This window comes from Plectonema radiosum NIES-515, assembly GCF_025753815.1.
Lineage (GTDB): Bacteria > Cyanobacteriota > Cyanobacteriia > Cyanobacteriales > Nostocaceae > Hassallia > Hassallia radiosum_A.
Window position 1 is genome coordinate 1 of the sequence record NZ_JAOWRF010000389.1, and the last position, 26946, is coordinate 26946.

Below are 26946 nucleotides of genomic sequence, written 5' to 3' on the forward strand. Positions count from 1 at the left end.
CAATCCCCGTATCTCGCTCAATTATCGAACGAATGATACAAGGAAATGAGCGCCTACTGTCAATGATTAACTCCTTACTAGAGCTTCATTCCAGCGAAGAACAAGGAATTGTGCTGCAACGTGAACTTGTGCAATTTGGCACACTTTTGCCAGCCGTTATCAGAGATTTGGAGCCAATGCTGTCAGAAAACAAAGTGACTTTAAAGAACTTGGTTCCGAAAGATTTACCGTTAATCATGGCAGATTCGACTAAGTTGCAACGAGTTTTGCAAAATTTGTTGACTTATAGTTGGCTGCACAACCCACCCGGATTACACTTAACTGTGAAAGCGACAGTTGAGGATCAAGTAATTCGCTTGTCAATTCAAGATAACGGTGTGGGGATGAACAAGTTAGAATGTGCGAGGCTGTTTGATTTGTTTGTCCGCGATCCTCAAGCTCGTTCTTCAACTTGCACAGGCTTAAAATTATATATTTCTCGACAAATTATTAAAGCACATCTTGGTGAAATTGGCGTTAAAAGTAATCCCAAGCGCGGTTTAACTTTCTGGTTTACCTTACCTTTGGCAAATTTACCGACAACGAGCCGCTGATAATGTCACTATGGAAATGGTTGACAGTGCAAAATTCCCAAAATTAATCATGACAATGCGTGAATTTTTAATTTTCCGTTTGCATAGGGTGTCATAATCAGAAGAAGTTGACCGAAGTTATGGAAATTGGTCACAGGCTAATGAATACCGTCGTTAGAAAAGTGCAAAGGTGTTGGAAAACAGCCATATGGGGAAATACATCAACAACAGATGCAATTTTCGGGGAGTATAAAACTTGGCGCGATCGCTTTTTGTGGCAAAGGTTACATTTAGGAATCTGGATCGCTATTCTCTGCGTATTTACATTTATTTTACGCGACATCTTGCAACAGGTATTTCACATGCAAGAAGTCGCAAAGATACCGCACGAGATTAAAAATCTTGCTTTAACTATCAATACCTGCATACTCCTATGTTTATTAGTGTGTTTGGCTCTACACAAAACTAACATAGCGCGTCGTTATCCGGGGCGTCTTTTTTTAGGTTTATCCTTTTCTGTCACTTTAGTTGAGCAATTTGTCGCTACCTTCAAAGGTTTCGCTCTCCCCGATCAATTAGCTTGGATTATCGCCTTTTTAACTCAAGCTATGATGATTCCAATCCGCTGGTATCTCCATCTGGGATCGCAGTTGGGAGTGGTAATTTATTATTTTGTCGTAAATACAGTCCTAGGGTTGAAACTACCCCCACCATTCAGCAAAGAGCCGATATTCGGCATCACAATGATTTTGTTGATATTTTGGGTATGTTTCATCTGCGATTTGGGTGTATATTTATACGAAATGCTGCAACGGTCGGAATTTTATGCTCGTAAAGAACTTGAGATTATTAACGATAAATTAACCGTTACAGAAGCTAAATATCGAAATATATTTGAAAACGCAGTTGAGGGAATTTTTCAAAGTACTGCTGATGGTCGTTATATTACCGCAAATCCCGCATTAGCACGTATTTATGGCTACGCATTCCCAGAAGAAGTGACGACATTAATTGACATTAAACATCAATTGTACGTTGACCCGAATCGCCGTGGTGAGTTTGTCCGTTTAATTCAAGAGTATGGTAGCGTATCTGAGTTTGAATCGCAAATTTATCGCCGCGATGGTAGCATTGTTTGGATATCAGAAAATGCCTATGCAGTCCGCGATTCTAGGGGACAACTGCTTTATTACGAAGGAATGATTGAAGATATCACCAAGCGCAAGCAAGCAGAAGAAGCGCTAAGAGTATTTTTTCATGCAGTTTCCCACGATTTACGCAACCCGGTGCTAGGAACTTTAATGGTGCTGAGGAATTTGCTATCGCGTTCAGAAGAGAATATTGCTGTTTCCCGCTTCATTTTAGAGCGGATGGAACAAAGTAGCGATCGCCAACTTAGTTTGATTAATTCGTTACTGGAAGCTCATATGAGCGAAGTTCAAGGCGTAGCTTTACAACTTCAGCCAGTAGAATTATTGAAAGTCGTAGAAGCAGCGATCGCAGACTTAAAGCCGATGCTAACAGAAAATCAGGCGTTGCTGATAAATCATGTCACCGCAGATTTGCCGATAATCAATGGCGATCCTACCCAACTATGGCGAGTATTCTCTAACTTGATTGTGAATGCAGTCAAACATAATCCCCCAGGATTAACAATTACCATTAATGCCAGGGTCGATGATGATAAGATTTGTTGCAGCGTCGCTGATAATGGCGTGGGAATGAGTCAAAAACAAAGCGATCGCTTATTTGACCTTTACTTTCGAGGCACCACCGCCCGTAATTCTATTAGTTTAGGATTAGGCTTATATCTATGTAAGCAAATCATCACCGCACATGGCGGGGAAATTGGCGTTAAAAGTGCAATCAATGCTGGGGCAACTTTTTGGTTTACACTACCAATATTTCAAGCTGATAAATAGCTTACATGCGAATAAATTCGCCGTTGGCACTTCCTCCCCTGTCTGAAAGCCAAGGGGCTTCCGATTTTCTTGTGATAATCGCTCGGAGGGGAGAGGAAGAGCAGAGCTCTGCTGTTCCTCTCTTAAAATGGAAAGTGATCGCCTAACCATTACTCTGAAAGTGAATTTTACAAATTTTGACCTGTATAAATCGATCGCACTTCGCCGTTGCGACGCACAACAGCTTCACCCTTACTCACCTCCACTAAAGTCCAACCGCTAGAGCCAATGCTTTCACCCACATCAATCCGACGCGTTACACCATCAACTTTAAACAAAGCCGCAGATTTGTCACCTAACTCTAGCAATCCTTCCAAAGTATGGGTAGGAGCCGCAACAGTTGACAAATATGCCTGTTTTTCAATTTTTGGCTCTTTTGGCGTTGGCACTTCCGGTGCTGTGGCTACGGGTAGTTTTGGTGGCGCGGCTTGAAAAGCAGTAACTTTTAACACAGGTAAAGGATTAGACGGTTGTCGCAATGTAATCGGTGCTGTTCGCACAGCCACAGGCTTGAATTCGGTTCGCACCGCAGCCGTCACCATTTTTACAGGCACGGGTTTGGCTGGTTTGGGGACAGATTTTAAGGCATTTTTTACTGGTGTCGGTTTAGATGCGTGAGAAGATGCCGCTGGTAAAATTTTCCGAACCCCAGCAATTGGGGGTGGTGCATAGCGCATTGGTTGCGGTGCTTGATAAACTGGAATGTAGATCCGCTCGACGATGGTTGTGCGGGATGCGGCAGGGGGGGTTGTATTGTTAGCGGCGAGAACTGGTGGTAAATTACCCCTAGCTGATGGTTTTATTGTGGGGGTAACATAAGCAAAAGCTGTTTGGGTAGGAATTACCGCAGTGGCGATCGCACTTTTGGTAGATTTTTGAGAGGTTCTTGCTTCTTGTCTGTCGATGGTTGCCAGCGCTCCCAACATATATTGAACTAAATCTGCCTCAACTTCAACTTTGGCAGCCAATTGGGTCTGTAATTTTGGCTGTTGAATCGATTGCTCGATCAATTTAGAATTTACCCGGTTAATTAGTCCAGAGTTGAGCAAAAAGATCATACCAGCGATCGCCACACCTAAGGTAGCTCCAAAAGACAGCAATTTGCCCAAAGCAATCCGCGCTTTGTGATGCTTTTTCCTGACTGATTTAGTTGCACCAGTCGCACCAACCACATGAGAAGCTGTTTGTATGGGTTGCGATGTTTCGGGTAAAACGATTTGCGCTGTTCTGGGGGTGGGGATGACATATTCTGGATACAGCGCCGTTTGCAAGTCCTCTATACGGCTTCGTGACCCACGACTGCCGTAATGTATTGTTTGGGAAGGCATCCCATTACTATGCAAAACATTGTCAATATCGGCAAACAATTCATCCATAAAGCCATCAGCATATGACTCTATCGACCAGGGTTCGCTGCCGATCAGCTCTTCTGAGGGTTCCGGAATTATAAGATGGGTGCTGGCTTGTTGTGACATAGCGATTTTAAGTTGTGGCTTTTGGGACGATAGAGTTCGTCTATACTGCCTGAAAGTATGAATTTTGCCTATTTCTATCCAATAAGAGCGTCCAAACTACACAAGTTGATTGCGTAAGTAGTATGAAATGTCAACTTGAAACTGGAAACTGCTGATAATGCCAGTTTTTCACTAATGTCATCTATCATACCAGTCTCTTCCGGTTTCACCCTACTACTATACTCATCCTTCATAAAGTTTATTTTAAGCTAAGGCAGAAAACTCCTTCGGTGTCTTGTTCCTACGTAATTCTAAATATAGTAATAGGGCATTGACATCAGCAGGATTAACACCTCCTATACGTGATGCTTGTCCGATTGTCAGTGGTTTTACGGTGTTCAGCTTTTCCCGTGCTTCTTTAGATAGGGTATCAATCGTTGCGTAGTCTAGATTTGCTGGCAATTGACGGTGTGCTTGACGGGCTATTTGGTCAATCTGATTTTGTTGGCGTTGTAAATACCCAGAGTATTTAATGTCAATTTCCGCACCTTCTTTTTCCGCAGTTTTTAAGTTGGGGTTGCCGATTCCATAGCGATCGAGGTGAATATAATGGAATCCTGGACGCCGTAGCAAGTCAGCGAGGGTGATTGAACCTTTGATTAGTTGTTGAGTACCGGAGGCGATCGCCTGCCCGATTTCTGATTGTTCTTTTACCCGCGTTGCGTACAGCCGTTCTTTTTCGGCGCTAATATTCTCTTGCTTGCGGGTAAATAATTCCCAGCGGCGATCGTCAATTAAACCGATTTCTCGTCCCAAAGGTGTCAAACGTTGGTCGGCATTATCAGAACGCAATATTAAGCGATACTCCGACCTACTCGTCAGCATCCGGTAAGGCTCACGCAAATCCTTGGTACACAAGTCATCTAACAGCGTACCGATATAACTTTCCTCGCGAGAAAAAACAATCATTTCGCGATCGCGCACAAACCGCGCTGCATTAATTCCCGCCACAATTCCTTGGGTTGCCGCTTCTTCATAGCCAGTTGTCCCATTAATCTGTCCCGCACAAAACAACCCGGCAACTTTTTTAGTCATCAACGTCGGATAACACTGAGTCGCGGGTAAGTAATCGTACTCAACCGCATAAGCTGGGCGGAGCATGGTACAATTTTCCAAACCAGGAAGACTCCGCAACATCACAAGTTGTAAATTTTCTGGCAAGCCTGTAGAAAACCCTTGAATATAAAGTTCGGGAATATCTCGCCCTTCCGGTTCAATAAAGATTTGGTGACTTTCCTTATCAGCAAAGCGGACAATTTTATCTTCAATACTCGGACAGTATCGTGGTCCTTTCGCTTCCACCCAACCCCCATAAACCGGCGACAAATGCAAATTTTCCCGAATTAGGCGATGAGTTTCCGCCGTCGTCCGGGTAATATGGCAAGGCATTTGTTCTCTTTCTACCCACACATCCGGGTCAAAGCTAAACCACCGGACTTCTTCATCCCCAGGTTGCGCTGACATTTTACTGTAATCTACAGACCGCTTGTCAACTCGTGCCGGCGTTCCCGTCTTCAATCGTCCCGTTTCAAATCCCAAGCGATTGAGAGTTTGTGTCAACCCCTCAGCCGCAAATTCTCCAGCGCGTCCCGCTGCCATCGACTTGTTACCAACCCAAATTCGTCCGCCTAAAAACGTTCCTGTGGTCAAAATGAGCGCTTTGCAGCCAAAACCGACCCCAAAGTAAGTTTCAACGCCAATAACTTCATCGTTTGCGCCTAAAACTAAATCCGTCGCCATTGCTTCGCGGATGGTTAAGTTTTCTTGATTTTCGATAATATTTTTCATTAACGCCGCGTATTCCCGCTTGTCAGTTTGAGCGCGTAACGCCCAAACCGCAGGTCCCCGCGAAGAATTGAGAATCCGCTTTTGGAGGTAGGTGCGGTCTGCAATTTTACCGATTTCCCCGCCGAGTGCATCCACCTCATGGGTCAACTGAGATTTTGCCGGACCACCCACCGCTGGGTTACAGGGTTGCCAAGCGATTCTATCCAAGTTAAGTGTCAGCAGCAGGGTACGACAACCCAAGCGGGCGCTAGCGAGGGCTGCTTCGCAACCAGAGTGACCTGCACCGACGACAATGACATCGAAAGCGTCTTGGAATTCAATGGAATTGTGCATGGTCATACTTAAGTGTCAGCAAGCTTAGAGTTATTCTTAATAATAACCGATTCAGTGGTTTAATGGTCGTAGGTTGCTGACAAGAAGGAATTGTAATAACTATGAATAAAAAATAAATATATTTTATTTACATTAGGTGAAATAATAATGAAACGATTGGTGCGAAAAAGTTCTTTTATTAGTATTGTGATTTTTATAATTTTTGCTTTAGTTGCTAGTAATGGAATTACTCATCGGACATTAAGTACAAATGCCCGACAGTTGGAAGATTGTTTAATTGCTCATGCCTCAGATACTCAGGCAGATGCGAATAAATCTTGCACAAAGACATCACAACCAATAGTTTCACCAACTCCAGTGACACCCCAAATCCCGGATGCCAATTTGCCGGAACCACAGCGTTTTTTGAGTGCGATCGCACATCAATTACCAACAATTCCCCAACCCGGTACTTTTGAATATATTTTGTTGAAAGCATACGGTGCAGCATTTGTAAATCAACAACCAGAAATAAAATTACCGCCAAAAGTTATCTTAGCTAACGAGCAAGAAACGAAAGTTTTTCAAACTACTTTAACAATGGGGAAAGTAGATGGTACTAATGACTGTTATTTACAAAAATCAGCAGCAGACGCTTTCAATAAAGCAAAATCAGCAGTGAGAGTTCCGTTAAAATCTGGTTATGGGGGTAGTGATTGTACTCGCACTTTTGCGACAAATTTAAGATTCTGGAGAAAATACGCTAATAACAATACTTTAGAACGAGTTAAACAAGGTAAAGAAACAGCAATACTCGGTGTAGTTGCACCACCTGGAGCATCACAACATCTCTGGGGATTAGCGATTGATTTACGGGTTTCTAGCCAAGTGCAGAGAGAAGCGCTAAATAAAAATGGTTGGTTTCAAACTGTAGAAAATGACGTCCCACATTGGACTTATGTGGGTTTAACTGAAGAAAACTTACCCTTATTTGGGTTTAAAAATAAAATTGTTAGAGGAACTACTTATTGGGTTACACCGCTTACATGAATTAAAATTAGTAATACCTTTAAAACTCATTTACAAAAGTTGCTGAAATTCTACAATAGTTAACCCAGCATCTCTAATAATTCCAGCCATTGTATAAGCATTGATTGGATTAGCTCTGGGAATAACGATAATGCGCTCTCCATTAGTCATAACAATGTGTTTACCCTGTCGTGCAATAGTAAAGCCAGCTTTTTCAAATGCGGTAACAGCTCGTAGATGGTTCACTCCTGGTAAGCTAGGCATAAATTATCCCACTTCTACATAACGAGCTTCTGCATCTAGTGCCAATTCCTCAAGAGTATCAAGGTAAACTTGAATAGCGTCTTTAATATTTTCTAAAGCTTCTTCTTCTGTTTCTCCCTGTGACCAACATCCAGGTAAAGCAGGACACCAAATAGCATATCCTTCATCGCTTTTTTTGAACTTGACTTGATAACGCATATCTCAATTACCATATGAAAGTAACTTTATATCTTGTTCAATTATACTCATTGCGATCGCCTGACTCAATTAAAATATCAACTAGTGCAGGCTGTAACCAGTTCTTTTCATTCATATGAGCGATGTAACAAAACAACAGTAGTAAAAGCGCTCGTAAATAATTCCTTCAAATACTACAATAAAAGCACACATCTGACTTCTGGAGTTTTGGCAGTGGGCTTATTTGATGATTTGAATCGGTTTCTCGAAAACCGTTTAGAAGAATTTCTGCGAAATAATCCGCATTTAGAGTTAGAAGCGCTGTTAGAACAACTGCGTGAGCAAGAGGGAGATACGTTAAAGTTGATTGCAGATTTACAAGTACAGGAAAAGCGATCGCAAGACGATATTCTCTCCACCGCTCAAGAAATCCAAAAATGGCATATCCGCGTTCAAAAAGCAAAATCCGCTAACAGACAGGATTTGGTCGCAGCAGCACAAGAACGCGAAGCTGCTTTGTTACGGGAAGGAAATCAACGCTGGGGACAAATGCAAGGCTTGAAAGAACGCATTACTCAATCTAAAGAATTACTGCGAAAAATACAAGTACGCCGTCAAGAAGTGCAAACCAAAGCTGCTGAAGCACTAAATTTGCGTGCTAAAACTCAAACTCAGCAGCGCTTTGAAACTAATGGTTGGTCGAATAAAGTCAGTAATTCTTCTAGTGGATTTGACGACTTAGAAGAGAAGTTTTTGCGCTGGGAAACTCAAGATGAGTTGGATGCGATGAAACGGAACATGGGAAAATAAATTATATCATGGAAACGCAAATCACACATGCTGTAGAGACGTTCCGGCGGAACGTCTCTACGACCGTTGCGGGGAAGATGAGGTTTTCGCAGGAACCGTTTAAAATTAACTATAGTACATCGATCGCTATGCTTATTATGCGTTGCCCGAAACCTTTGTAGAGACGTAGCATTGCTACGTCTCTACGTCTTTTGTACCAGATGTCTATTATAAAAAAATGCTGAAGTCTTTACTACAAAGATGTTTTATTATGGGTAATTAAACTGAGATAATATGACTTTTAAGGCTTCTGAGTGGCTCGTACCCCCACATTAACTTTTGATCGTGGCACATTAATTTTGCATCCACCAGCGCGGGGCAGAGGTTGGATGAATTACGCTACGTGGGATGATAGAGTAGAAAAATTCCGCATTCCGGCGATTCAATATCGAGTTTTAGTAGAAGCGCTACAAGCAGAAGAGACTAATTTTATCGATGAAGCAAAGGCATTTCATCCGGTAGAGTTGGTTGCGAGTATGGAAATGGAGCCGTATCCCCATCAAAGTGAGGCATTAGTAGCTTGGAAACTGGCAGGAAGGCAGGGGGTAGTGGTGCTTCCCACAGCGGCAGGAAAGACTTATCTGGCGCAAATGGCGATGCAAGCGACACCGCGCACGACGCTGATTGTGGTGCCAACTTTAGATTTGATGCATCAGTGGTATGCACATTTGATGGCAGCGTTTCCTGATGCTGAGGTGGGGTTGTTGGGGGGTGGATCGCGGGATAGAACTCCGATACTGGTTGCGACTTACGACAGTGCGGCTATTCACGCAGAAAGTTTGGGGAATAAGTATGCTTTGGTGATTTTTGATGAGTGTCATCATTTGCCAACTGATTTTAATCGGGTGATTGCGGAATATGCGATCGCACCTTATCGATTGGGACTTTCTGCAACACCAGAACGCACTGATGGGAAACACGCTGATTTAAATATCCTCATTGGTAAAGAAGTATATCGCAAACGCGCTGAAGATTTAGCGGGGAAGGCTTTAGCAGAACATGAAATTGTCCAAATTAAGGTGAAGCTATCGCAAGTTGAGCGAGAAAGATACAATCAATTAATTCAAACTCGCAATGATTTTTTGAAGCAATCAAAGATTTCTTTGGGGAGTTTGAAGGGTTGGCAAAATTTTGTGCAGATGAGTGCGCGATCGCCTGCCGGACGTAGAGCTATGTTAGCACACCGTCATGCGAAAGAAATCGCTTTGGGTACAGATGGAAAGTTGCGAATTCTCACGAATTTACTTGGGGAACATTATCCGGAAAGAATTTTGATTTTTACTGCTGATAATGCGACGGTTTACAAGATTTCTCAAGGGTTGTTAATTCCGGCAATTACTCATCAAACTCCTGTGAAGGAACGACATGAAATATTAACGAAGTTTCGGGAGGGGGAGTATAAATGTTTGGTCGCTTCTCATGTTTTGAATGAAGGTGTTGATGTGCCGGCTGCAAGTATTGCAATTATTTTATCGGGTACTGGTTCGGCGAGGGAATATACTCAACGTTTGGGGAGGATTTTAAGGAAGGGTAATATCGCAAATAAGCAGGCTATTTTATATGAGGTGGTTGCGGAGGAGACGAGTGAGGAGGGTACTTCGGCAAGGAGGAGGGGGGGGACGAGTAACGAACCGCCAAGACGCCAAGAACGCCAAGAGAGGAAGGATAAGAGAGGGAATTTGCATGTTGTTTATGGAAGTGGTCAGGAAAGTGATTATAAGGTTGCTGAACAGTTGGAAATTAAGTATTCGGTTGAGAAGAAAGCTAAAACACCCAATAAAAATAATGTAGATTCAAAAGACTCATCAGAAACCAACAACTAACAGGAAGAAGGGGAAAAGGGGAAAGGGAAAAGGGAAGAATTATTACCAATGCCCCATGCCCCATGCCCATTGCCCCATGCCCACTATCAACTAACTACCAACAACTAACAAATCCCAATGTTACCAACAGATTTACTGATTCATCGTCAGAATGGGGAGGAGATAATCCCGAAGAGACTTAAGCTTGATAAGATGACTTTGGAGTTAGCTGTTGAGTTAATTGCTTGTTTTCATGAAGCGATAGGAAAGACGCAAGGTGTTCTTGAGCGTGAGTTGTTGGAGTTGGAAGGTGATACGACTGATTATAAGGTGAAGCGGGGATTAGCTTATATTTTAAAGAGCAGTTTTTCCACCTTTGAGGTGGTGAGTCCTTTGGAACCTCAAATGTTACGAGAAAGGGTGTTTGCTTTGTCCGCAAAGTCTGTTTCTAGTCCCCAATCAACGCAAGTTACACTTAGCAAGATTGCTGATGAATTAAGTCATGAATTTGAACGTGAAGTTTTACCGCAACAAGTTCATGATGGGTTATATGCTGATTTGTCGGAAAATAAGATTTTTATTAGTTTTGATGCACCATTACCTGAAGATTTGTTACATCGATATAATTTATCTCAAGTGCAGGGTGTGTTTTATCGAGCTAGTCAACTTACTTTAAATGCTCATCGTAATATACCGGGTGAATATAAGCTTTTGTTTCGGTATTTGAAACTGTTTCAATTGATGGCTTATATTGAAGGTGATGCTGACCACGGGTTTACAATTACGATTGATGGTCCGACGAGTTTGTTTAATCCGAGTACACGATATGGTTTAGCGATCGCTAAAATGATTCCCGCTTTACTTCATGTCACCAGATGGAGTCTTTCTTCTATTCTCCAAACTCGCGACTTTTACACGAATGATTGGAAAACTGGACGTTTTACTCTCAATTCGGAATGCGGTTTGGTGTCTCATTATCCTCCTGGCAAGCCTTACGATAGTATGTTGGAAGCGTCGTTTGCTGATAAGTGGGATTCGTTAAAAAGTGATTGGGTGTTGGAGCGAGAAGTTGATTTAGTTCCGATTCCTGGTAGTGTGATGATTCCCGACTTTCGTTTGGTACATCCTGATGGTCGCACGTTTTTATTAGAAATTGTCGGTTATTGGCGCCCAGAATATTTACAAAAGAAGTTTTCCCAAGTGCGACGTGCAGAACGTGATGACTTGATTTTGGCAATTTCTGAAAGACTAAATTTGGAAAAAGCTGGTGTGAAATTAAATGATGTTCCTGCGAGAATTATTTGGTTTAAAGATAAGTTATTACCAAAAGCAGTATTAGCAGCATTGGAGGAATGATCTGAAAACTATTGAAACAATTGCCGCAGTCACAGCAGATGGGAAAATTACATTGCAGTTACCGGCTGATATTCCCCCAGGTGAACATCAAGTAGTGATGATAATTGATGAAAAGCCTTTGGTAGAGTTGCCGATATCGAAAGAAATACGATTTTCCATAAAAAAATGGTTCTGTACTTAACAGAACCACTAAAGCTTTCGCAAATGTGTTATAATCTAGCGAACTGCGCCATGAGTAGCAGCTGTATCAATTGGTTTCATTAAGTACAGGCGCACAAATTGCCAGCCACTGGAGACGTAAAATGGTAGCTTCTGGAAGAATTGGAGGAATTTGGGAGTGCTGGAGTTAGCGATCGCACCCAATTTTTGGTTATTCTTCAAACAAACATCCAACCGCTGATAAAACTCTGGTTTCTCGACATCAAGCATTATTGGGAAGACTCTACCTGCGTTTTCGTTCGTCTTCTCAATCACTTCAATGTCGTATTCTCGCGCATCTAAACCAATCGAGGCATAAAAGTCTTTACGCTGGATATCGTTAAGATACATTGTGCCAAACACTGACAACAAAAAGAACCGACACCATAGCCGCGCTTTCCAATCATTCAACATTTGCGGCTGCGATCGCATCATTGCATCAAAGAAATCGCTGTGGCGGTTTTCATCTTGACACCAGTTTTCAAACCAGCGGAAAATCGGATAAACTCTATCTTCTGGATGTGCGTCTAAGTGGCGGAAAATCGTGATATATCGCCAATAACCAATCTTTTCTGAAAGATAAGTAGCGTAGAAGATAAATTTCGGTTTAAAGAAGGTGTATTTACGGCTCTTGGTTAAAAAGCCCAAATCCAGCGACATGTTAAAGTCTGACAGCGCTTTGTTCAAAAAGCCAGCATGACGCGCTTCATCCCGTGACATTAGGTTGAAACACTCTGCCAAAACAGGGCTTTTATCCTTTAAGCGGCGTCCGAGTTCTTTATACAGCAAAAACCCGGAAAACTCTGCCGTACAAGAACGTTCGAGAAATTCAACGAACAACCGGCGAGTGTCCCCGTCAATATGATCCCAGGATTGTTCAAACTCCCCATCCCGAACAAAGTGATGGCGGTTGTAGTCAGCCCGAAACTCGTCGAGAATCGCTCTCAACTCGTCTTCGTTGACGGAGATATCCATCTGCGCCATTTCATCAAAGTCAGTGGTATAAAACCGGGGTGTCAGCAGGGTTTCTTTCGCCGGGGTTTTAATCCCTGGACGCATTTCTTCAAAGCCTGGTTTTTTTAGGGAGTCTACCATGTCTTGATTGTGTGAAGTGTCTTTTTCTTTTGAGCGACTGAGAAAGCTTTGGGTAATGCTCTCACAAGGCGCGATACAGGGCAATAATTTATTTGATAAACATCAGTCTACCAAGGCTAGGGTAGTGAAAGCTACTGTCTACGTTAAGAGTTGCAACAAATTGGGGATGGGTAATTGAGAATTGACAATAAATTAAAAGTGTGCTTATCTTCCTAAATAATTCTTTAGGCGGAGATTAAGACTTGGGACAGAATATGTATTTTTTCGGAATTGGCGATCGCTAATCGGTAATTATTCCTTGGATCATCAACCAAGCGATAAAATCACCTCGGTTGGTGCATTTTCTGTATTTATTTACCTTTATATAGTTTGGTTTTTTCGCGCCGACTTACTTATCTCGGTGCAATGCCAAATTCCCACAGATTCTACTAAACTTAGGTAGTACCAATTCCATTTGAGGTTGCACATTAAGTAGTCGGACGTAATTAATTGCACAAAATTTAGACTGAACTCCTTGCCTAGTTAAGAATCAGTATGTAATTAATTCTGTCGGCTTACTTATCAAGTCATCAAAATCCTACCGTGGAAGAACGTTAATAAATTGTGAAGCTGTGCGCTTCACAAAAAATGCTAAAACCGTAATTTTGCACTTCATTTATTTATGATCTCAATTTACCACTTACTTCAAAACCCAAATATCTATGCGGAGGAAATAGAAAGGCGCTTTATGAAAGCGGGAGTAGTGAATAGGTTAATTACGCAGCACAATTTATGGGAAGAAAAGCAAAATGAATTAGAACTCTTACGCTAACAAAAAAATAACTTTAATAACTTTGTTGTTAAATTGCATGGAGAGGAAAAACAAAGAGTGATTCTAGAGATGAGAGACACTTCATAAAAAATTAAAGTTTTAGAAGGAGAAGTTAGGAAGTTAAGAAAGGAATTAGATGAACTCATAAGTGAAATTCCTAATCTAAGCTCTCCTCAAACCCCAATTGGGAAATCAGAAGCAGACAATTGCGTAATCCATGTTTGGGGAAGTAAACCCGAGTTTAATTTTGAACCTACCCCCTACTGGCAACTACCAGTCTACCGAAAGTACGTCGGTCATGAAGAAGGCGTGAAAGTTATGGGTAGTCGCGGTTTCTACTTACGAGGGACTATCTCCAAATTTCAAAAAGTTCTGTTCGACTTTGCCCTAGATGTGATTCTCAGCGAAAGCTTTGAACTATTCTATGTACCTTTAATGCTGAATGATAATGTCTTAACTGGAACTGGGCACTTGCCAGATTTTGAGGGACAACAGTACGAAGTAAAAATAGCCAAAGATAAATCCTATTATCTAGTCGGTTCATCTGAACCCAGTATTCTTGGATATTTTATGAACAGTGATATTGGTAGCTTAGAAGAGCCTGTCTTAACTACTTGCTGGAGTAGTTGCTTCAGAAAAGAAGCTGGTAGCTATGGACGAGACCAGCAGGGTATTCTGAGAGTGCATCAGTTTGAGAAAATTGAAATGGTAGCTCTCTGCCGTCCTGAGCAATCGCAGCAACTATTTGAGAAATTTAGCTCAATTGAGGAAAAAATCTATACATCTCTGGGTTTACATTTTAGATCTGTTGAGATTTGCACTGGGGACCTGCCACATAAACACAATACGATATCAACAACATTGATACAAAATTACCAACCGAAAGTAATGTGACCCGAAACTCTGATTCGAGCGGAATATACTTATTTCTTTGAACTGGGAAAAAGGGTTGACTAAAACCGCGAACAACCTGCTGAAGAAACAAGAATGCGATGCCTATCAGTGATTGAAAATAGTAGAGACCCACGAATGATATTATCAAAAGAAATACCATCGAAAAAACTATTTTTTTTCACTACTAAAAGAATTAATCAGTTTGTTGTTTAGAAATGAAAAAGCTGCGCTCACAATATTAAAGCCAGCGAAAACGAGGCCAAAATACTCTAATTCCACACCTGAACTTTGCATGTATGGTTGATAGAAAGTGTATGAGACACGAAGTGTCGCGAAAACTAATGAAGAGATCAGAGTAAAGAGAATTAATCCTTTATACCTAAACAACGTTCCAAACGTTTCCTTAAATGTGATTAAGCCAAAGTTACCAATGAATCTTTCTACTTTTTGCCCTCCTGGAGCTTCCTTAAGTAACCACCAAGTAAATAAAACATCAATGGCTATCACAGTAGTATCCACAAGAATGGGTAAGGCAATCTGAATTGATGCTAAGTAACCTCCAATTATTGAGGTAAAAATGCTAGTCATGAAGGTTAATGACGCTGCCTTCCCATACAATCTCTTCAGATCATCCACTTTATCTTCAGTAGCGAAAGCCTCATAATAGACAGCTTCCAAATTACCGCTACTCATTGACAAAGAAACTCCTGCGATCGTCGTACAAGCAATCGCAACTATAAACGACGGAAACATGCAAACTATAACTTTTGAAAAGATATAACATATCTGCGATATAAGATATAGCTTCTTTCTCCCTAACCTGTCTGCTAAGTAACCACTTGGTATCTCAAAGAAGGCGATCAATATTGTCAAAAGGCTTTCCAAAAAAGCATATTGGCTGAAAGAAAGACCTACGTACTTGATATAAAACGTGGCTATTACAGGTGCCAATATTGTTTCATAACCAAGAAAACCTTTTATAAGTAGCAACTTACGAATCTGCTCTAATGTCTTGTCCACAGCGTTAACACCTAGCGGTAGGTCAAAAACTTAAACTTAGATATCTTGAGATAGTGCCGCTGTTTTCAAACGGAATAGATACGGAAGCTTTTACTCTAAACAAAAATATTCTCTTTGTAACTTAAATATGCTGCTTGACAAGTTACTTTATTGGCATCACGATATGGATGGTTCTCATCGTTGGTATGTTCCCCTCTCCATTTAGGAAAGACTTTATCTTGGTTCCAAAGGCGCTCAAAGTCTGCAGGAGTAGAAACCTTAATAGTTGTTCTGTCTGTCTCAGTCATCAGATCGCAAGCTGAAATCGTCATATCGCTATTAATCACGCAGGTAGTAATCCGTGATTAAATTGGATAAAGCTTTTTTGGCTACTAGGACTTACGCACGCTCTCAAAAATACTATCTTGTGTGTTAAGGGAATTTGGTCGTTTCAAGCTTTTGACGACCAACTTCAGATAGAGGGCGATCGCGCAACTAATTCTCTCTCATCAAGTTTGAATGCCTGAAACCCATACCTCATATTTGGTATTTCCTGTCAATGCGTAAGTCCTAATTCCCTGCTTCCCTTAATAATCGGTTGGGTGGAGATTAAGACTTGCAACAAAATATATATTTTTTCGGAATCGGCGATCGCTAATCGGTAATTATTCTTTGGATCATCTACCAAACCCCAAAATCACCTGTTCGGGTGAATCGATTGGAGGAAGTATAATAAATAGCACGCGCCCAATGTAAATAGAACTAGAGCGAATCCAAGGGATTAAAACCAAGATGAACGTGGAAAGCAATAATAAAAAAGACCGTATTTTTATTTCCTACATGTTGAATGTAGTCGGGTTTTTCGGCTTCTTGAGCGGACTGCACCGTATATATAATGGCAAGACTGGGACGGGTTTGCTGTGGTTGTTTACCTTCGGTTTACTTGGTGTAGGACAGTTTGTAGATTTGTTCCTCATCTCTAATATGGTTGAAGAACACGATCAAAAACTCAGATTGAAAGCAGGTTTGTCTCCCTTGGGTGTACCGTTGACTCAAGCTGCTGTTGCTTCCCAAGTTTATCAACCCAGTGGCAATCAACTGATGGTCAAACTGTTAGAAGCCGCAGAAAGTCGCGGTGGTACGCTAACTGTAACGCAAGGTGTAAAAGCAACTGGAGCCAGCTTTACAGAAGTTGAAGCTGTACTCAAGGATATGCTGAAATCAGGTTATGTAAAAATAGACAACGACCCCGTTACCGGAGCCGTTACTTATCACTTTCACGAAATTTAAGAATTTTGTTAGTGGATAGTGGTTAACTGTCAACCAATAACTAACTACGGTTATTTCATTCTTGGTTAATCGAATAACCCACCAGGAATTAAAATTCCTGGCTGATAGCTAAACTCGGTTAAAACCGACTATTGATAAATATTTGAGTCCGTTTTAACGGACTTAGGCTATCAGCCCGGAAATTTATTTCTGGGCAAGTTATGTCAACAATGAAATAGCCCTGAACAACATTTGAGTCCCTTTTAACGGACTTAGGCTATCAGCCCGGAAATTTATTTCTGGGCAAGTTATGTCAACAATGAAATAGCCCTGAACAACATTTGAGTCCGTTTTAACGGACTTAGGCTATCAGCCCGGAAATTTATTTCTGGGCAAGTTATGTCAACAATGAAATAGCCCTGAACAACGCTCCAACTAACTAATTTCTACCTAACCACTTTTGACCATTCAAACGCTGTACCATACCATATACCATTAAGTCAAGTGTCATTTTGCGCTCATCGATTAAGAATGACTCAAGAGTGCTGGGTTTTTTGCCTTCGTTGCAAGAAAAGCCTTTTTTCCCTTGAATATCTTCATCTAGGAAATATAGGTTAAACTGGCGCAGACCGTTTTGCAATTTGCCCATGACTTGCCAGCATTCTTCAGATGTATCAAAGCCAACAATAGAGAGCTTTTGTTTGGCAAAACTCAATTGTACATCTTGTACACCTTGTTGAGCGATCGCTTTTTGCAAAGCTGGCAAATAGTATTGCTCCACGAACTCTACAAACGGCTTATCTTCAAGAGCTGGGGGTTTCTCTTTTTTAGCTGCTTTACCTGCTGCGGGTTTGTCTTCATCTCCTTCTTTTGCTGCCGGCTTTTCTCCCTTAGCAGCAGCAGGCTTTTTAGCTTTAGCCGCATTTGGGTTTACTTCTGGATTTGCGGCTTCGGGATCTAGTGCATTAGCTGTGGGGATATCTGTTGCTTCTGGGGAGTCGGTGCTGGGAGCATGTTCTTGGGCAACATCGGGAGCCTGTTTGTCAACAGTGCTGGGAGCCACCTCTCCCGCTTGATTGTGATTGGTTTCTTCTGCCATTGCTCAGGTCAATCCTTTATCTAGCTAATAGAGCGATCGGATAGCTCACCTTAAGGTATCAGGTATTTTCATTTTGACATAAGTCGGAGAACTGATAAATAATAAACAAGCTTTTCCGATTACATTTGCTCTTGGCTACAGTTCTTAATTGCCTCTTGTAGCAACTCGCTGTTCACATCCCACCATTCTTTCAACTCAATTAAAACCGGATATAAAGAACTATCTCTTATTTCTCTTGCAGCTTCAACAGGTAATGTGCCAACGTCATCACCGGATAGTTCTTTTATTAATAAATTTATGACTCTTTTATCTTTTCTTTTTGCTAAACCCAGTAATGCTTCTCCACGAATTTCTGCTTCTAAATCTGTATCACCTTTTTCATCTACCATCCGCTGAAATAAAGCATCTCGAATTGCTTGAGTATCAGTTTCTATCATATCGCCCAATCCAAAAGTTGCCCAATTTCTCACGTCTTGATTCTCATCGGCAGACAATTCGATTAGTGCGTTGATTGCTAGTTCATCTTCTTGTCCTAACAAACCAAAAACAATACTCTCACGTACATCAGCACGGAAGTGATTTTTATATTTAACTAATGGTGCAACTCCTCTAGAATCTTTTAGATGTCCTAAAGCAAATGCAATTGCAATCACAACATCTATATTTTCTTCGTTTTCCAGCAGTTTAAGAAGAATTACTCCAGACTCATCAGAAAAGTCCTTTTTCGGTGTTCCTAGCTGTGCAAGTATCTGAACTCCCAACTCTCTAAAGTTGTGATTTTTGCTTTCACACAATTTTGACGCAGCTTCAAATACTTCATAACTGCCACGATATCGCAAAACCCATACAATATCCCAATAAGCATCTTCATCTTTAAGAGACTTCCAAAGAAAAAAATCTAATAACATTTTTTGTAGGACAGGTGTTTCATTTGCCATTGAAAGGCAAAATACCTGTCCTACATAATCATTTATTTCTTGAAGTTTTTTAATACCTATTGCAAGTTGAATCAACTCTTGTGTGCTTTTAGAGTGATTTTGCTTATCTTGATTATGGATTGATTCTGAGTTCATTTTAAGTCGGAAACGAATCTTCGACGCTCCTAAAGGCAAAGCCTATTCTCAGGCATTCCCAGGTGGAACCTGGGAACGAGATATCTCTCCTGAATGAGTGAATGAGTGACTTCTAACCTTGTAGAGACGTAGCACTGCTACGTCTCTACATTGTTTTCCAACAGATGTCTATTGATTCAGCAACCGCTCGGATAAATCAGGAAACGGCTTTGACTTTTTATTTCAACCACCAGCTACAGCGGGGACGATACTTACTTCATCACCATCTTTGAGGGGTGTATCTGTCCCTTCCAAAAAGCGGATGTCTTCGCTATTAACATACAAATTCAAAAATCGCCGTGGTTTTCCGTCTTCATCGCACAACCGCGACTTGATACCAGGACAGCTTTGCTCTAATGAGTCGAACAGTTGAGCAATGTTGCTGCCGCTACATTCTAGAGTAGCTTGGTTATTGGTGAATTTCTGAAGAGGAGTAGGAACTAAAACTTTTACTGGCATAGGAGTTAGTAGTTAGGAGTGAGGAATTAGGAAGAAAGTGAAAAGTTCTGAGTTAGGAGTGAGGAATTAGCAAGAAAGTGAAAAGTTCTGAGTTAGGAGTGAGGAATTAGGAAGAAAGTGAAAAGTTCTGAGTTAGGAGGGAGGAATTAGGAAGAAAGTGAAAAGTTCTGAGTTAGGAGTGAGGAATTAGCAAGAAAGTGAAAAGTTCTGAGTTAGGAGTGAGGAATTAGCAAGAAAGTGAAAAGTTCTGAGTTAGGAGTGAGGAATTAGCAAGAAAGTGAAAAGTTCTGAGTTAGGAGTGAGGAATTAGGAAGAAAGTGAAAAGTTCTGAGTTAGGAGTGAGGAATTAGCAAGAAAGTGAAAAGTTCTGAGTTAGGAGGGAGGAATTAAAAATAAAATAATAACTCCTAACTCCCAACTCCTAACTCCTAACTCCTAACTCCTAACTCCCAACTCCTAACTCCCAACCCCTAACCCCTAACTCCCAACCCCTAACTCCTAACTATACGATGACTTCTTGCCATTCTAAGCGGTCGAGTGTACGCGATCGCTCTAGTGCGCGTTCAAAGCTATCGAGTTTGGCATCAATTGTCAAAGGTTCACCAACGTAACCTTGTATTGCTTCTTGGGTTTTCAAACCATTGCCAGTAATGTACACCACGGTAGTTTCATCTGGATCTATCTTGCCAGCTTCTACCAATTTTTTCAGTACGGCAACGGTTGTACCACCAGCGGTTTCGGTGAAGATGCCTTCGGTTTCCGCCAAGAGCTTCATGCCTTCAATGATTTCTGCATCATTGACTGACTCAATATTACCATTTGTTTTCTTCGCTATCTCCACAGCGTAAATGCCATCTGCTGGGTTGCCGATCGCAATGGATTTAGCTATTGTATTCGGTTTCACTGGCTTGATAAAGTCGCGTCCTTCACGGAATGCTTCGGCAATTGGTGAACAACCTTCGGCTTGGGCACCACTAAACCGGACGTTTTTACCTTCGACTAAACCGACTTCTGTAAATTCTTTAAAACCTTTATAAATTTTTGTGAACAACGAACCAGAAGCCAAAGGAGCAACGATGTGATCTGGTAATTCCCAACCTAGTTGTTCAGCAACTTCATAAGCTAGGGTCTTGGAACCTTCTGAGTAATAGGGACGCAAATTAATATTGACAAAACCCCACCCTTGTGTATTGGCTACTTCACAACAAAGGCGATTAACTTGATCGTAGTTGCCTTTAACAGCCATGAGGGTAGGACTGTAGATCAAACTACCGAGGATTTTACCAGCTTCTAAATCGGCGGGGATGAATACGCAACAATCTAAACCGGCGTGAGCGGCGATCGCAGCGGTAGAATTTGCTAAGTTGCCGGTGCTAGCACAAGATACTGTAGTGAAACCTAATTCACGGGCACGAGAAAGAGCAACTGACACCACCCGATCTTTGAAGCTGAGGGTGGGCATGTTGACGGCATCATTTTTTATATATAGTTTATTTAAACCGAGGCGACGCGCCAAGCGGTGGGAACGCACCAAGGGAGTCATACCAGTTCCCACATCTATAACATTATCTGTAGCGACCGGCAGAAACGGACGGTAGCGCCAAATCGAATTTGGTCCAGCTTGAATAGTTTCACGGGTGACAGTCTGACGCAAGGCGTTGTAATCATACTTGACTTCCAATGGACCAAAGCACAACTCACAAACATGGCTGGCTTTAAGTTCATATTCTGCGCCACATTCCTTACACTTGAGGGCTTTCAAGTAAGCAGTGGTGGTTTGGTTTAAGTGTGCGATCGCTCTCGTCATAAAACAACTTCCCTGTGTCTGGGTCAACTGTCGTTTGATGCTACCACGAGCCAAAATACTAGTCAAACATACCCGACAAATTTTATCGGGATTGATTTGCCGATGAAAATAGGGCTTAACGCTCTCTTATGACTCTGGGCAGAGAATAAACTCATGAAACCCCGACGATTTTAATCGTCAGGGCTTCTTCCTTTGTGTCTACTCACACTAAAATCCACGTATCCACTTCAGCCACCACTAACCGGGGGAATCAACACGATTTCATCGCCATTTTGCAAAATTGTATCTGCTTCGACGAATTGCAGATTTACGCCAAAGCGGGTAATTTTTCGCCATTGAGCAAGTTCGGGGTGTTCGGCAATTAGGCGATCGCACAACGCCGCTATAGTTGTACCATCAGGTAATTCCAGCATCAGTTCTGGAACCTTATAAGCTTCTTGATAAACAGCGAACAACTTGACGGTGACGATGTTTGCATTGGACATAAAAAGATAGAAAAGTGATTAATGCTGTTGTGAGAACTTGCAGCACTGATAGCGCATTTTAATTTTAATCTTAATTGATTGCAACGCCGGCGATCGCCTTGTTCCCATTCTCCATAATCTTACCCAACGACTAAAGTCGCCGCTAGACAAAACAAAGCCCACGTCCTTTGGACGTGGGCTAATTTGAGCTAGAAAAGCAGACAAGGAGAATAATCCCCCCCTCTCCCCCTCCCCCCCTCCCCCATTTCTAACGTCTCAACTGCACCCGCTCACCGTATTGCAACAACCGTTCGATAGTAGCGAGGCGATTTTCCCAGGCTCTTACTTGATAAGGATTATCAATATTTTCTTGGCGCATCCAAGTGCGGAATTGAAACACAAAGCGAGTAAGCGTTGCTTTTGCAGCAATTAACTTACTCGGAGAAGGTGCGGCAGAAAGCTGATCTAAAGCACTTTGCAAAACTTCCGCTTGGCTGTTAAAAGTTGAAAGTGTCGTTTGAGGTAAGCGCAACTGGTCGTTTTGCAAGACAAACTTCCATTCGCGTTGCAGCGCTGTGTAACGCACGGCAGCAGTTTTAAAAGGCTGACGGTGAGGAATAATTTCACCTTGCCCAATGCTACCTTGAGTATTACCAAAGACTTTCTGTAATTCGTTAGTCAGATTTTCGGCAGCAAACAATGCGTAACCGCTAACTGGCAAGTCCCTGATGACCTGAATTTGATCGAAGGCGCCAATTACTGGCAAAGAAAGCAAGCGAATTCCCGGCACTAACAACGTAGCACCTAATTTTGTGGAAGCAATCCAAGGTTGTGCTAGTCGCTGGAAGCGAGGAGTATCTAAGGCATAAGTCATGGGGACAATTAAATCTATATCTCCCTGTCTTGCCCAAACTTCCCAATGCTGTTGAATTTTTTGAATGCGTTCTAATTCTGGCAGGGGAAATACGGCAACTGAGACAATCAAATTAGGTCGCTTTTGTCGCAACTGCTGTGAAGCTTGAGCAACAAAACTATCAACTTGAGTTGTGCGAAACGTTGTCCACTTTTGCCACAAATCCCGTTGAGAGGGAGAAATACTAATTGGATCTACACCATTAAGTTGTTGAAACTGCGCTCTGGCAGCTTTACCATAACCGTAAATTCTGCCTGCGGATGGGTCTTGAAAAGGATAGCGAATGTAGTCTAGTTGCAGCCCATCTACATCATAGCGAGTAACAATTTCTTCATAAAGCCTAAGTAAATACTGCCGCAATTCTGGATTAGCCGGGTCGAAAAATGGCTTAGTTTGTCCTGGGGGAATCATGTTACCCCGGTTATCGTAGTTTGCCCAGTCAGGATGAGCCGCTAGCACTGGTCCTGGGTAATTAGCAGGAGCGTTGATAACTTCGTTGTGGCGTTGGTTGCCAGCAGCAAATGTCCAAACCCAAGCGTGTAATTCCATGTGGCGCTCATGGGCTAATTTCACTGCTGCGGCTAAAGGGTCCCAACCCCGGATTAAGGGGTTCTGCTGGGGCGCAACAAGACTTGGGTAAATTGTATAACCGGCGTTGACAGTTTCAAAAAAAACGGTGTTAATACCGGCTTTCGACAGCCGATCAAATATCTCACTGAGTCCCTGCTCGTTTCTAGCACGGACGATTGTACCTCTGTCTAACCAGACGGCGCGAATTTCTGGTTGAGCTAATTGGCGATCGACGGGAAACTGCTGCCACAAATTGCCTTTTGCTTGAATCCATTGCTGACGCGCTTCGGCGTACTTTTGTTGGGCAATTAATTGAGGTAAGTTTTTGGCAATATTTCTGGCTTGTTCGGTGGTAGAAATTGGCACTCCAGGTCTTGTGGATGCTACTTGGGTTGGTTGCGCCTGCTTGACAATTGGGGGATTGTTAGAAATGGCGTTGGCGGTTAAATTGGCGCTGTCAACTCGACCGATGAGATTTTCTAATTCTTGTTGTAAGGCGATCGCATCACTACTACTAATCGGTGCATTTGAGTTGGGGACAACATCCAGACGCACCGCTTGTTCTAGTTGATTAATTGCTTCATCTGACTTTGGGGGGTTGACATTAGGAATCGGTCTAGGTTGGGGTGCAGTGGCGATGAGAGGGGCGGGAAAAGACGTGGGGGGTGGGGGGGTAGAGACGTTCCCACCGGTAGAGACGTTCCCACCGGTAGAGACGTTCCCACCGGTAGAGACGTTCCCACCGGTAGAGACGTTCCCACCGGTAGAGACGTTCCGGCGGAACGTCTCTACGGGAGTTGGGGTAGCCAGGGCGACAGATGTAGAACAGTTTGGCGAACCGCCTTCTACTTTATTTGAGGTATTTGCTGCTTGTTTCACATGACGGTTGACAGCGGCTTTTAACCAAGCAGTATCTAACTCTGGAGATGAAGCTGTATCTACTCCCCAACGCCAGCCAAAAAAGGTGGATCGTTCAGTTGCGACGACGGCAGCGGGATTATCTTTAGAATTCCAAACAGCAGCAGCTTTACTGTTTACATCATCAGCAACGACAACACCGCCGCGCACTTTCCCAAAAAGTTCGTTTTGGTTTGCCCAATTTTGTAAGTTATTTTTTGCAGGTTGCAATTGTTGGGCATCGTTGAGGCTAAATCCCCAGTAACCTCCTAAGAGTGTTTGCAATAACTGCCGCACTCCCGGTACTGATAAAGTACCTACAGGTCCTGAGGCAATTAATCGCCCACCTTTGCTCATCCATTCTTCTAGAGCGATCGCTTGTGCCGGTGTTAATGTATCTACATTCGGTAAAAATAACACTTGGCGATCGCCCCAATCTGCGGCACTCCTGACATTTGTCAAAGAAATCACACAATAGTTTACCCCGGCTTGTTGCAAGCGGTTTGTGATACCTGTCCACTGATTAGTATTTTCTTGGCTCTGCACTATGGTTAATGTAGGGCTTTGAGTCGCGGCGATCGCAGGCTTGATGTTAAAGAAGGTAAAAGGTAAAAAGTAAAAGGTAAAAGCTATGACCAATTTTCTCTTTTTGCTTAAATCGTTCTTCCTTATTCGTTTTTCTTGATTCCTCACGCTTTGACTCCTCAGGCTCATTACTCGACTTTAAACTAATGCATGGTAAATCACCTAGTAATGCTGAGTTAAATAAATTTAAAGCCGGAAATATCAAAACCACGACAATCAAGCCGATTTTGTCACCTGATTGCGCGGATCAGATTTTTCGTGATACTTTTTTTTGAAGGTTAGCGTCGGTGGGTATTTGGGTCAAATGTTGCCTGAAGCTACTAAAGGCTCTGGGGATTCAGTTAAACTGACAACAGCAGTTTTAATTCCCAAAACAATGACGAATAATAGTCCTACAATTCTCGCTTTAGATTTTGATGGTGTAATTTGCGACGGACTAATTGAATATTTTCAAGTAGCATGGCGTACCTATTGTCAAGTATGGTCTCCAGCTAACCAAACGCCATCAGATGATTTAGCTTCTAGATTTTATCGGCTGAGACCTGTAATTGAAACAGGTTGGGAAATGCCCGTTTTAATCAAAGCTTTGGTAGCGGGAATTGATGATGAAAAGATTCTTCAAGAATGGGCAAGTATCGCTCAACAAATTTTGTTAGAAGACAAGCTACAGGCAAAAGAAATTGCCACTAAATTAGATAATCTCCGGGATGAATGGATTGTTACAGATTTAGATGGTTGGCTGAGTCTGCATCGATTTTATCCAGGTGTGGTAGAAAAAATTAAAGCAACTCTTGCTAGTAAAATCAAGCTGTATATCGTCACTACCAAAGAAGGACGTTTTGTACAGCAGTTGTTGCAACAACAAGGAGTTACTTTACCCAAAGAAGCAATTTTTGGCAAAGAAGTCAAGCGTCCTAAATACGAAATTTTGAGAGAATTAATTCAGGCTGCACAAGAAAAACCAGTCAGTTTATGGTTTGTAGAAGACAGAATCAAAACGTTACAGTTAGTTAAACAGCAAACAGACCTGGAAAATGTGAAACTCTTTCTGGCAGACTGGGGTTATAATACTCAACCAGAAAGAAACGCAGCTGAAAACGATTCGCGAATTCAGCTAATATCGCTTTCTCAGTTTGCGGAAGATTTTTCTGCTTGGTGTTAATATATTTAACTGTTGCAATAATCTCTCGAATACCCTAACCCTAGAAGGGTTGGGCTACACTAACAAAGCCTGCCGACCCAGGCTTCAAACTATAGATTATTTTAAGTTAAACCGTTCAGACTTTAAACAGAAACAATTATTCTTAACTCCTAACCCCAAACCCCAAACTCCTAACCCCAAACTCCTAACTCCAAACCCCAAACTCCAAACCCCAAACTCCTAACCCCAAACTCCTAACTCCCAACTCCTAACCCCAAACCCCAAACTCCTAACCCCAAACTCCTAACCCCAAACTCCAAACTCCAAACTCCTAACTCCCAACTCCCAACTCCCAACTCCCAACTCCCAACTCCTAACCCCAAACTCCCAACTCCTAACCCCAAACTCCCAACTCCTAACTCCTAACTCCTAACTCCTAACTCCTAACTCCTAACTCCTAACTCCTAACCCCTAACTCTTAACTCTTAACTATGCTTGACCTAACACAATTAGCGCGACAAATGCAAGGTTTAAGTCAGCATCTGACTTTAGAAGTTGCTGCAAGTCGGCAGCGTTTAGAATTAGCGCAACAACATCTGAAAAATGCTTATGAGTGCCAAGATGATTTAGTACAACGACAGGAGAAATGGCGCGATCGCATTATATTTGCTAATGCTACACCAGTTGAGCCATTAGACACCTGTATCGATATCCCAACTCCACCGAAGGTACATACCGTTATTGCTACCGACGGTTCCCAAATTGCCCCGAATCACCACGAAATTGCTTACTGCTATCTTCTCAATATCGGCAGAGTCGTTTTGCACTACGGACAAAATCTTCACCCGATTTTAGATAGTTTACCAGAAGTATTTTATCGCCCAGAAGATTTATATATGTCGCGGCAGTGGGGAATTCGCACCGAAGAATGGATGGGTTATCGACGCACTGCGAGTGAAACAACTGTGTTAGCAGAACTTGCTTGTGCTGCGAAGGGGGGACAGGGGGG

The 26946-nt window shown here is 42.2% G+C and carries 24 protein-coding genes; 11 read left to right on the forward strand and 13 right to left on the reverse strand.

Annotated elements, in window-relative coordinates; all coding sequences use genetic code 11:
* Nucleotides 1-593, forward strand: a 593-nt coding sequence (locus tag OGM63_RS27400; RefSeq protein ID WP_263748887.1) for a sensor histidine kinase, incomplete at its 5' end; no start/stop codon positions are given.
* 119 nt (nucleotides 594-712) lie between these two features.
* A complete protein-coding gene (locus tag OGM63_RS27405; protein ID WP_263748889.1) occupies nucleotides 713-2494 on the forward strand; it encodes a sensor histidine kinase in 1782 nt (593 codons plus the stop codon).
* 167 nt (nucleotides 2495-2661) lie between these two features.
* Here OGM63_RS27405 and OGM63_RS27410 read toward each other — a convergent pair whose 3' ends face one another.
* Entirely contained in the window at nucleotides 2662-4008 is a 1347-nt protein-coding gene (locus tag OGM63_RS27410) for a hypothetical protein (RefSeq protein WP_263748890.1), read from the reverse strand.
* A gap of 243 nt (nucleotides 4009-4251) precedes the next feature.
* A complete protein-coding gene (gene mnmG, locus OGM63_RS27415; protein WP_375340529.1) occupies nucleotides 4252-6168 on the reverse strand; it encodes a tRNA uridine-5-carboxymethylaminomethyl(34) synthesis enzyme MnmG in 1917 nt (638 codons plus the stop codon).
* 147 nt (nucleotides 6169-6315) lie between these two features.
* Here mnmG and OGM63_RS27420 point away from each other — a divergent pair, with 147 nt between their 5' ends.
* Complete coding sequence (locus tag OGM63_RS27420) at nucleotides 6316-7197, forward strand: D-alanyl-D-alanine carboxypeptidase family protein (protein ID WP_263748892.1); 882 nt, start codon at nucleotides 6316-6318, stop codon at nucleotides 7195-7197.
* A 30-nt stretch (nucleotides 7198-7227) separates the two neighbouring features.
* Here the strand turns inward: OGM63_RS27420 and OGM63_RS27425 are convergent, their stop codons facing one another.
* Nucleotides 7228-7440, reverse strand: a complete 213-nt coding sequence (locus OGM63_RS27425; protein ID WP_263748893.1) for a type II toxin-antitoxin system HicA family toxin — start codon at nucleotides 7438-7440, stop codon at nucleotides 7228-7230.
* A gap of 3 nt (nucleotides 7441-7443) precedes the next feature.
* The gene (locus OGM63_RS27430) at nucleotides 7444-7638 is read right to left on the reverse strand and encodes a type II toxin-antitoxin system HicB family antitoxin (RefSeq protein WP_263748894.1); all 195 of its coding nucleotides are present in this window, start codon (nucleotides 7636-7638) and stop codon (nucleotides 7444-7446) included.
* A 213-nt stretch (nucleotides 7639-7851) separates the two neighbouring features.
* Between OGM63_RS27430 and OGM63_RS27435 the strand changes: the two genes are divergently transcribed.
* The 4 genes from OGM63_RS27435 to OGM63_RS27450 all read left to right on the forward strand — a co-directional run bounded on the left by OGM63_RS27435 (nucleotide 7852) and on the right by OGM63_RS27450 (nucleotide 11805).
* Complete coding sequence (locus OGM63_RS27435; RefSeq protein WP_263748908.1) at nucleotides 7852-8427, forward strand: TIGR04376 family protein; 576 nt, start codon at nucleotides 7852-7854, stop codon at nucleotides 8425-8427.
* Between the two features lie 293 nt (nucleotides 8428-8720).
* Nucleotides 8721-10289, forward strand: a complete 1569-nt coding sequence (locus OGM63_RS27440) for a DEAD/DEAH box helicase family protein (RefSeq protein WP_263748895.1) — start codon at nucleotides 8721-8723, stop codon at nucleotides 10287-10289.
* A gap of 117 nt (nucleotides 10290-10406) precedes the next feature.
* Entirely contained in the window at nucleotides 10407-11624 is a 1218-nt protein-coding gene (locus OGM63_RS27445; protein ID WP_263748896.1) for a DUF790 family protein, read from the forward strand.
* A gap of 52 nt (nucleotides 11625-11676) precedes the next feature.
* The gene (locus OGM63_RS27450; protein ID WP_263748897.1) at nucleotides 11677-11805 is read left to right on the forward strand and encodes a hypothetical protein; all 129 of its coding nucleotides are present in this window, start codon (nucleotides 11677-11679) and stop codon (nucleotides 11803-11805) included.
* Between the two features lie 35 nt (nucleotides 11806-11840).
* On the opposite strand, the gene acsF is transcribed toward OGM63_RS27450, so the two are convergent.
* Nucleotides 11841-12917, reverse strand: a complete 1077-nt coding sequence (acsF, locus tag OGM63_RS27455; protein ID WP_263748898.1) for a magnesium-protoporphyrin IX monomethyl ester (oxidative) cyclase — start codon at nucleotides 12915-12917, stop codon at nucleotides 11841-11843.
* Between the two features lie 1129 nt (nucleotides 12918-14046).
* On the opposite strand from acsF, the gene OGM63_RS27460 reads away from it, so the two are divergent.
* Entirely contained in the window at nucleotides 14047-14622 is a 576-nt protein-coding gene (locus OGM63_RS27460) for an aminoacyl--tRNA ligase-related protein (protein ID WP_263748899.1), read from the forward strand.
* A 168-nt stretch (nucleotides 14623-14790) separates the two neighbouring features.
* Here OGM63_RS27460 and OGM63_RS27465 read toward each other — a convergent pair whose 3' ends face one another.
* Together OGM63_RS27465 and OGM63_RS27470 are read right to left on the reverse strand one after the other, a co-directional pair.
* Nucleotides 14791-15642: an MFS transporter gene (locus OGM63_RS27465; protein WP_263748900.1), complete on the reverse strand. Its 852-nt coding sequence runs from the start codon at nucleotides 15640-15642 to the stop codon at nucleotides 14791-14793.
* Between the two features lie 95 nt (nucleotides 15643-15737).
* Entirely contained in the window at nucleotides 15738-15953 is a 216-nt protein-coding gene (locus OGM63_RS27470) for a hypothetical protein (RefSeq protein WP_263748901.1), read from the reverse strand.
* Between the two features lie 466 nt (nucleotides 15954-16419).
* Between OGM63_RS27470 and OGM63_RS27475 the strand changes: the two genes are divergently transcribed.
* Nucleotides 16420-16911, forward strand: a complete 492-nt coding sequence (locus OGM63_RS27475; protein ID WP_318528556.1) for a TM2 domain-containing protein — start codon at nucleotides 16420-16422, stop codon at nucleotides 16909-16911.
* Between the two features lie 418 nt (nucleotides 16912-17329).
* Here OGM63_RS27475 and OGM63_RS27480 read toward each other — a convergent pair whose 3' ends face one another.
* The 6 genes from OGM63_RS27480 to OGM63_RS27505 form a co-directional block, all read right to left on the reverse strand.
* Nucleotides 17330-17989 (reverse strand): DUF2996 domain-containing protein, encoded by a 660-nt coding sequence (locus OGM63_RS27480; RefSeq protein WP_263748902.1) that lies wholly within the window; start codon nucleotides 17987-17989, stop codon nucleotides 17330-17332.
* A 119-nt stretch (nucleotides 17990-18108) separates the two neighbouring features.
* Nucleotides 18109-19062, reverse strand: coding sequence for a HEAT repeat domain-containing protein (locus OGM63_RS27485; RefSeq protein WP_263748903.1), 954 nt, complete (start codon nucleotides 19060-19062; stop codon nucleotides 18109-18111).
* A gap of 222 nt (nucleotides 19063-19284) precedes the next feature.
* Complete coding sequence (locus tag OGM63_RS27490; protein WP_263748904.1) at nucleotides 19285-19560, reverse strand: MoaD/ThiS family protein; 276 nt, start codon at nucleotides 19558-19560, stop codon at nucleotides 19285-19287.
* A gap of 502 nt (nucleotides 19561-20062) precedes the next feature.
* Nucleotides 20063-21367, reverse strand: a complete 1305-nt coding sequence (gene thrC / locus OGM63_RS27495; protein WP_263748910.1) for a threonine synthase — start codon at nucleotides 21365-21367, stop codon at nucleotides 20063-20065.
* A gap of 227 nt (nucleotides 21368-21594) precedes the next feature.
* Entirely contained in the window at nucleotides 21595-21852 is a 258-nt protein-coding gene (locus tag OGM63_RS27500) for a MoaD/ThiS family protein (RefSeq protein ID WP_263748905.1), read from the reverse strand.
* 247 nt (nucleotides 21853-22099) lie between these two features.
* Entirely contained in the window at nucleotides 22100-24850 is a 2751-nt protein-coding gene (locus OGM63_RS27505) for a glycoside hydrolase family 10-like protein (RefSeq protein ID WP_263748906.1), read from the reverse strand.
* 322 nt (nucleotides 24851-25172) lie between these two features.
* Between OGM63_RS27505 and OGM63_RS27510 the strand changes: the two genes are divergently transcribed.
* The gene (locus tag OGM63_RS27510; RefSeq protein WP_263748911.1) at nucleotides 25173-25958 is read left to right on the forward strand and encodes an HAD family hydrolase; all 786 of its coding nucleotides are present in this window, start codon (nucleotides 25173-25175) and stop codon (nucleotides 25956-25958) included.
* A gap of 470 nt (nucleotides 25959-26428) precedes the next feature.
* Nucleotides 26429-26946 (forward strand): DNA double-strand break repair nuclease NurA (locus OGM63_RS27515; RefSeq protein ID WP_263748907.1); only part of this gene is annotated, 518 nt, incomplete at its 3' end.

Excerpts from the sequence above, each read along its gene's own strand:
- OGM63_RS27405 (WP_263748889.1), top strand. The coding sequence starts at position 713 with ATGGAAATTGGTCACAGGCTAATGAATACCGTCGTTAGAAAAGTGCAA.
- OGM63_RS27410 (WP_263748890.1), bottom strand. The coding sequence starts at position 4,008 with ATGTCACAACAAGCCAGCACCCATCTTATAATTCCGGAACCCTCAGAA.
- mnmG (WP_375340529.1), bottom strand. The coding sequence starts at position 6,168 with ATGCACAATTCCATTGAATTCCAAGACGCTTTCGATGTCATTGTCGTC.
- OGM63_RS27420 (WP_263748892.1), top strand. The coding sequence starts at position 6,316 with ATGAAACGATTGGTGCGAAAAAGTTCTTTTATTAGTATTGTGATTTTT.
- OGM63_RS27425 (WP_263748893.1), bottom strand. The coding sequence starts at position 7,440 with ATGCCTAGCTTACCAGGAGTGAACCATCTACGAGCTGTTACCGCATTT.
- OGM63_RS27430 (WP_263748894.1), bottom strand. The coding sequence starts at position 7,638 with ATGCGTTATCAAGTCAAGTTCAAAAAAAGCGATGAAGGATATGCTATT.
- OGM63_RS27445 (WP_263748896.1), top strand. The coding sequence starts at position 10,407 with ATGTTACCAACAGATTTACTGATTCATCGTCAGAATGGGGAGGAGATA.
- acsF (WP_263748898.1), bottom strand. The coding sequence starts at position 12,917 with ATGGTAGACTCCCTAAAAAAACCAGGCTTTGAAGAAATGCGTCCAGGG.
- OGM63_RS27460 (WP_263748899.1), top strand. The coding sequence starts at position 14,047 with ATGGGTAGTCGCGGTTTCTACTTACGAGGGACTATCTCCAAATTTCAA.
- OGM63_RS27470 (WP_263748901.1), bottom strand. The coding sequence starts at position 15,953 with ATGACGATTTCAGCTTGCGATCTGATGACTGAGACAGACAGAACAACT.
- OGM63_RS27480 (WP_263748902.1), bottom strand. The coding sequence starts at position 17,989 with ATGGCAGAAGAAACCAATCACAATCAAGCGGGAGAGGTGGCTCCCAGC.
- OGM63_RS27485 (WP_263748903.1), bottom strand. The coding sequence starts at position 19,062 with ATGAACTCAGAATCAATCCATAATCAAGATAAGCAAAATCACTCTAAA.
- OGM63_RS27490 (WP_263748904.1), bottom strand. The coding sequence starts at position 19,560 with ATGCCAGTAAAAGTTTTAGTTCCTACTCCTCTTCAGAAATTCACCAAT.
- thrC (WP_263748910.1), bottom strand. The coding sequence starts at position 21,367 with ATGACGAGAGCGATCGCACACTTAAACCAAACCACCACTGCTTACTTG.
- OGM63_RS27500 (WP_263748905.1), bottom strand. The coding sequence starts at position 21,852 with ATGTCCAATGCAAACATCGTCACCGTCAAGTTGTTCGCTGTTTATCAA.
- OGM63_RS27510 (WP_263748911.1), top strand. The coding sequence starts at position 25,173 with ATGACGAATAATAGTCCTACAATTCTCGCTTTAGATTTTGATGGTGTA.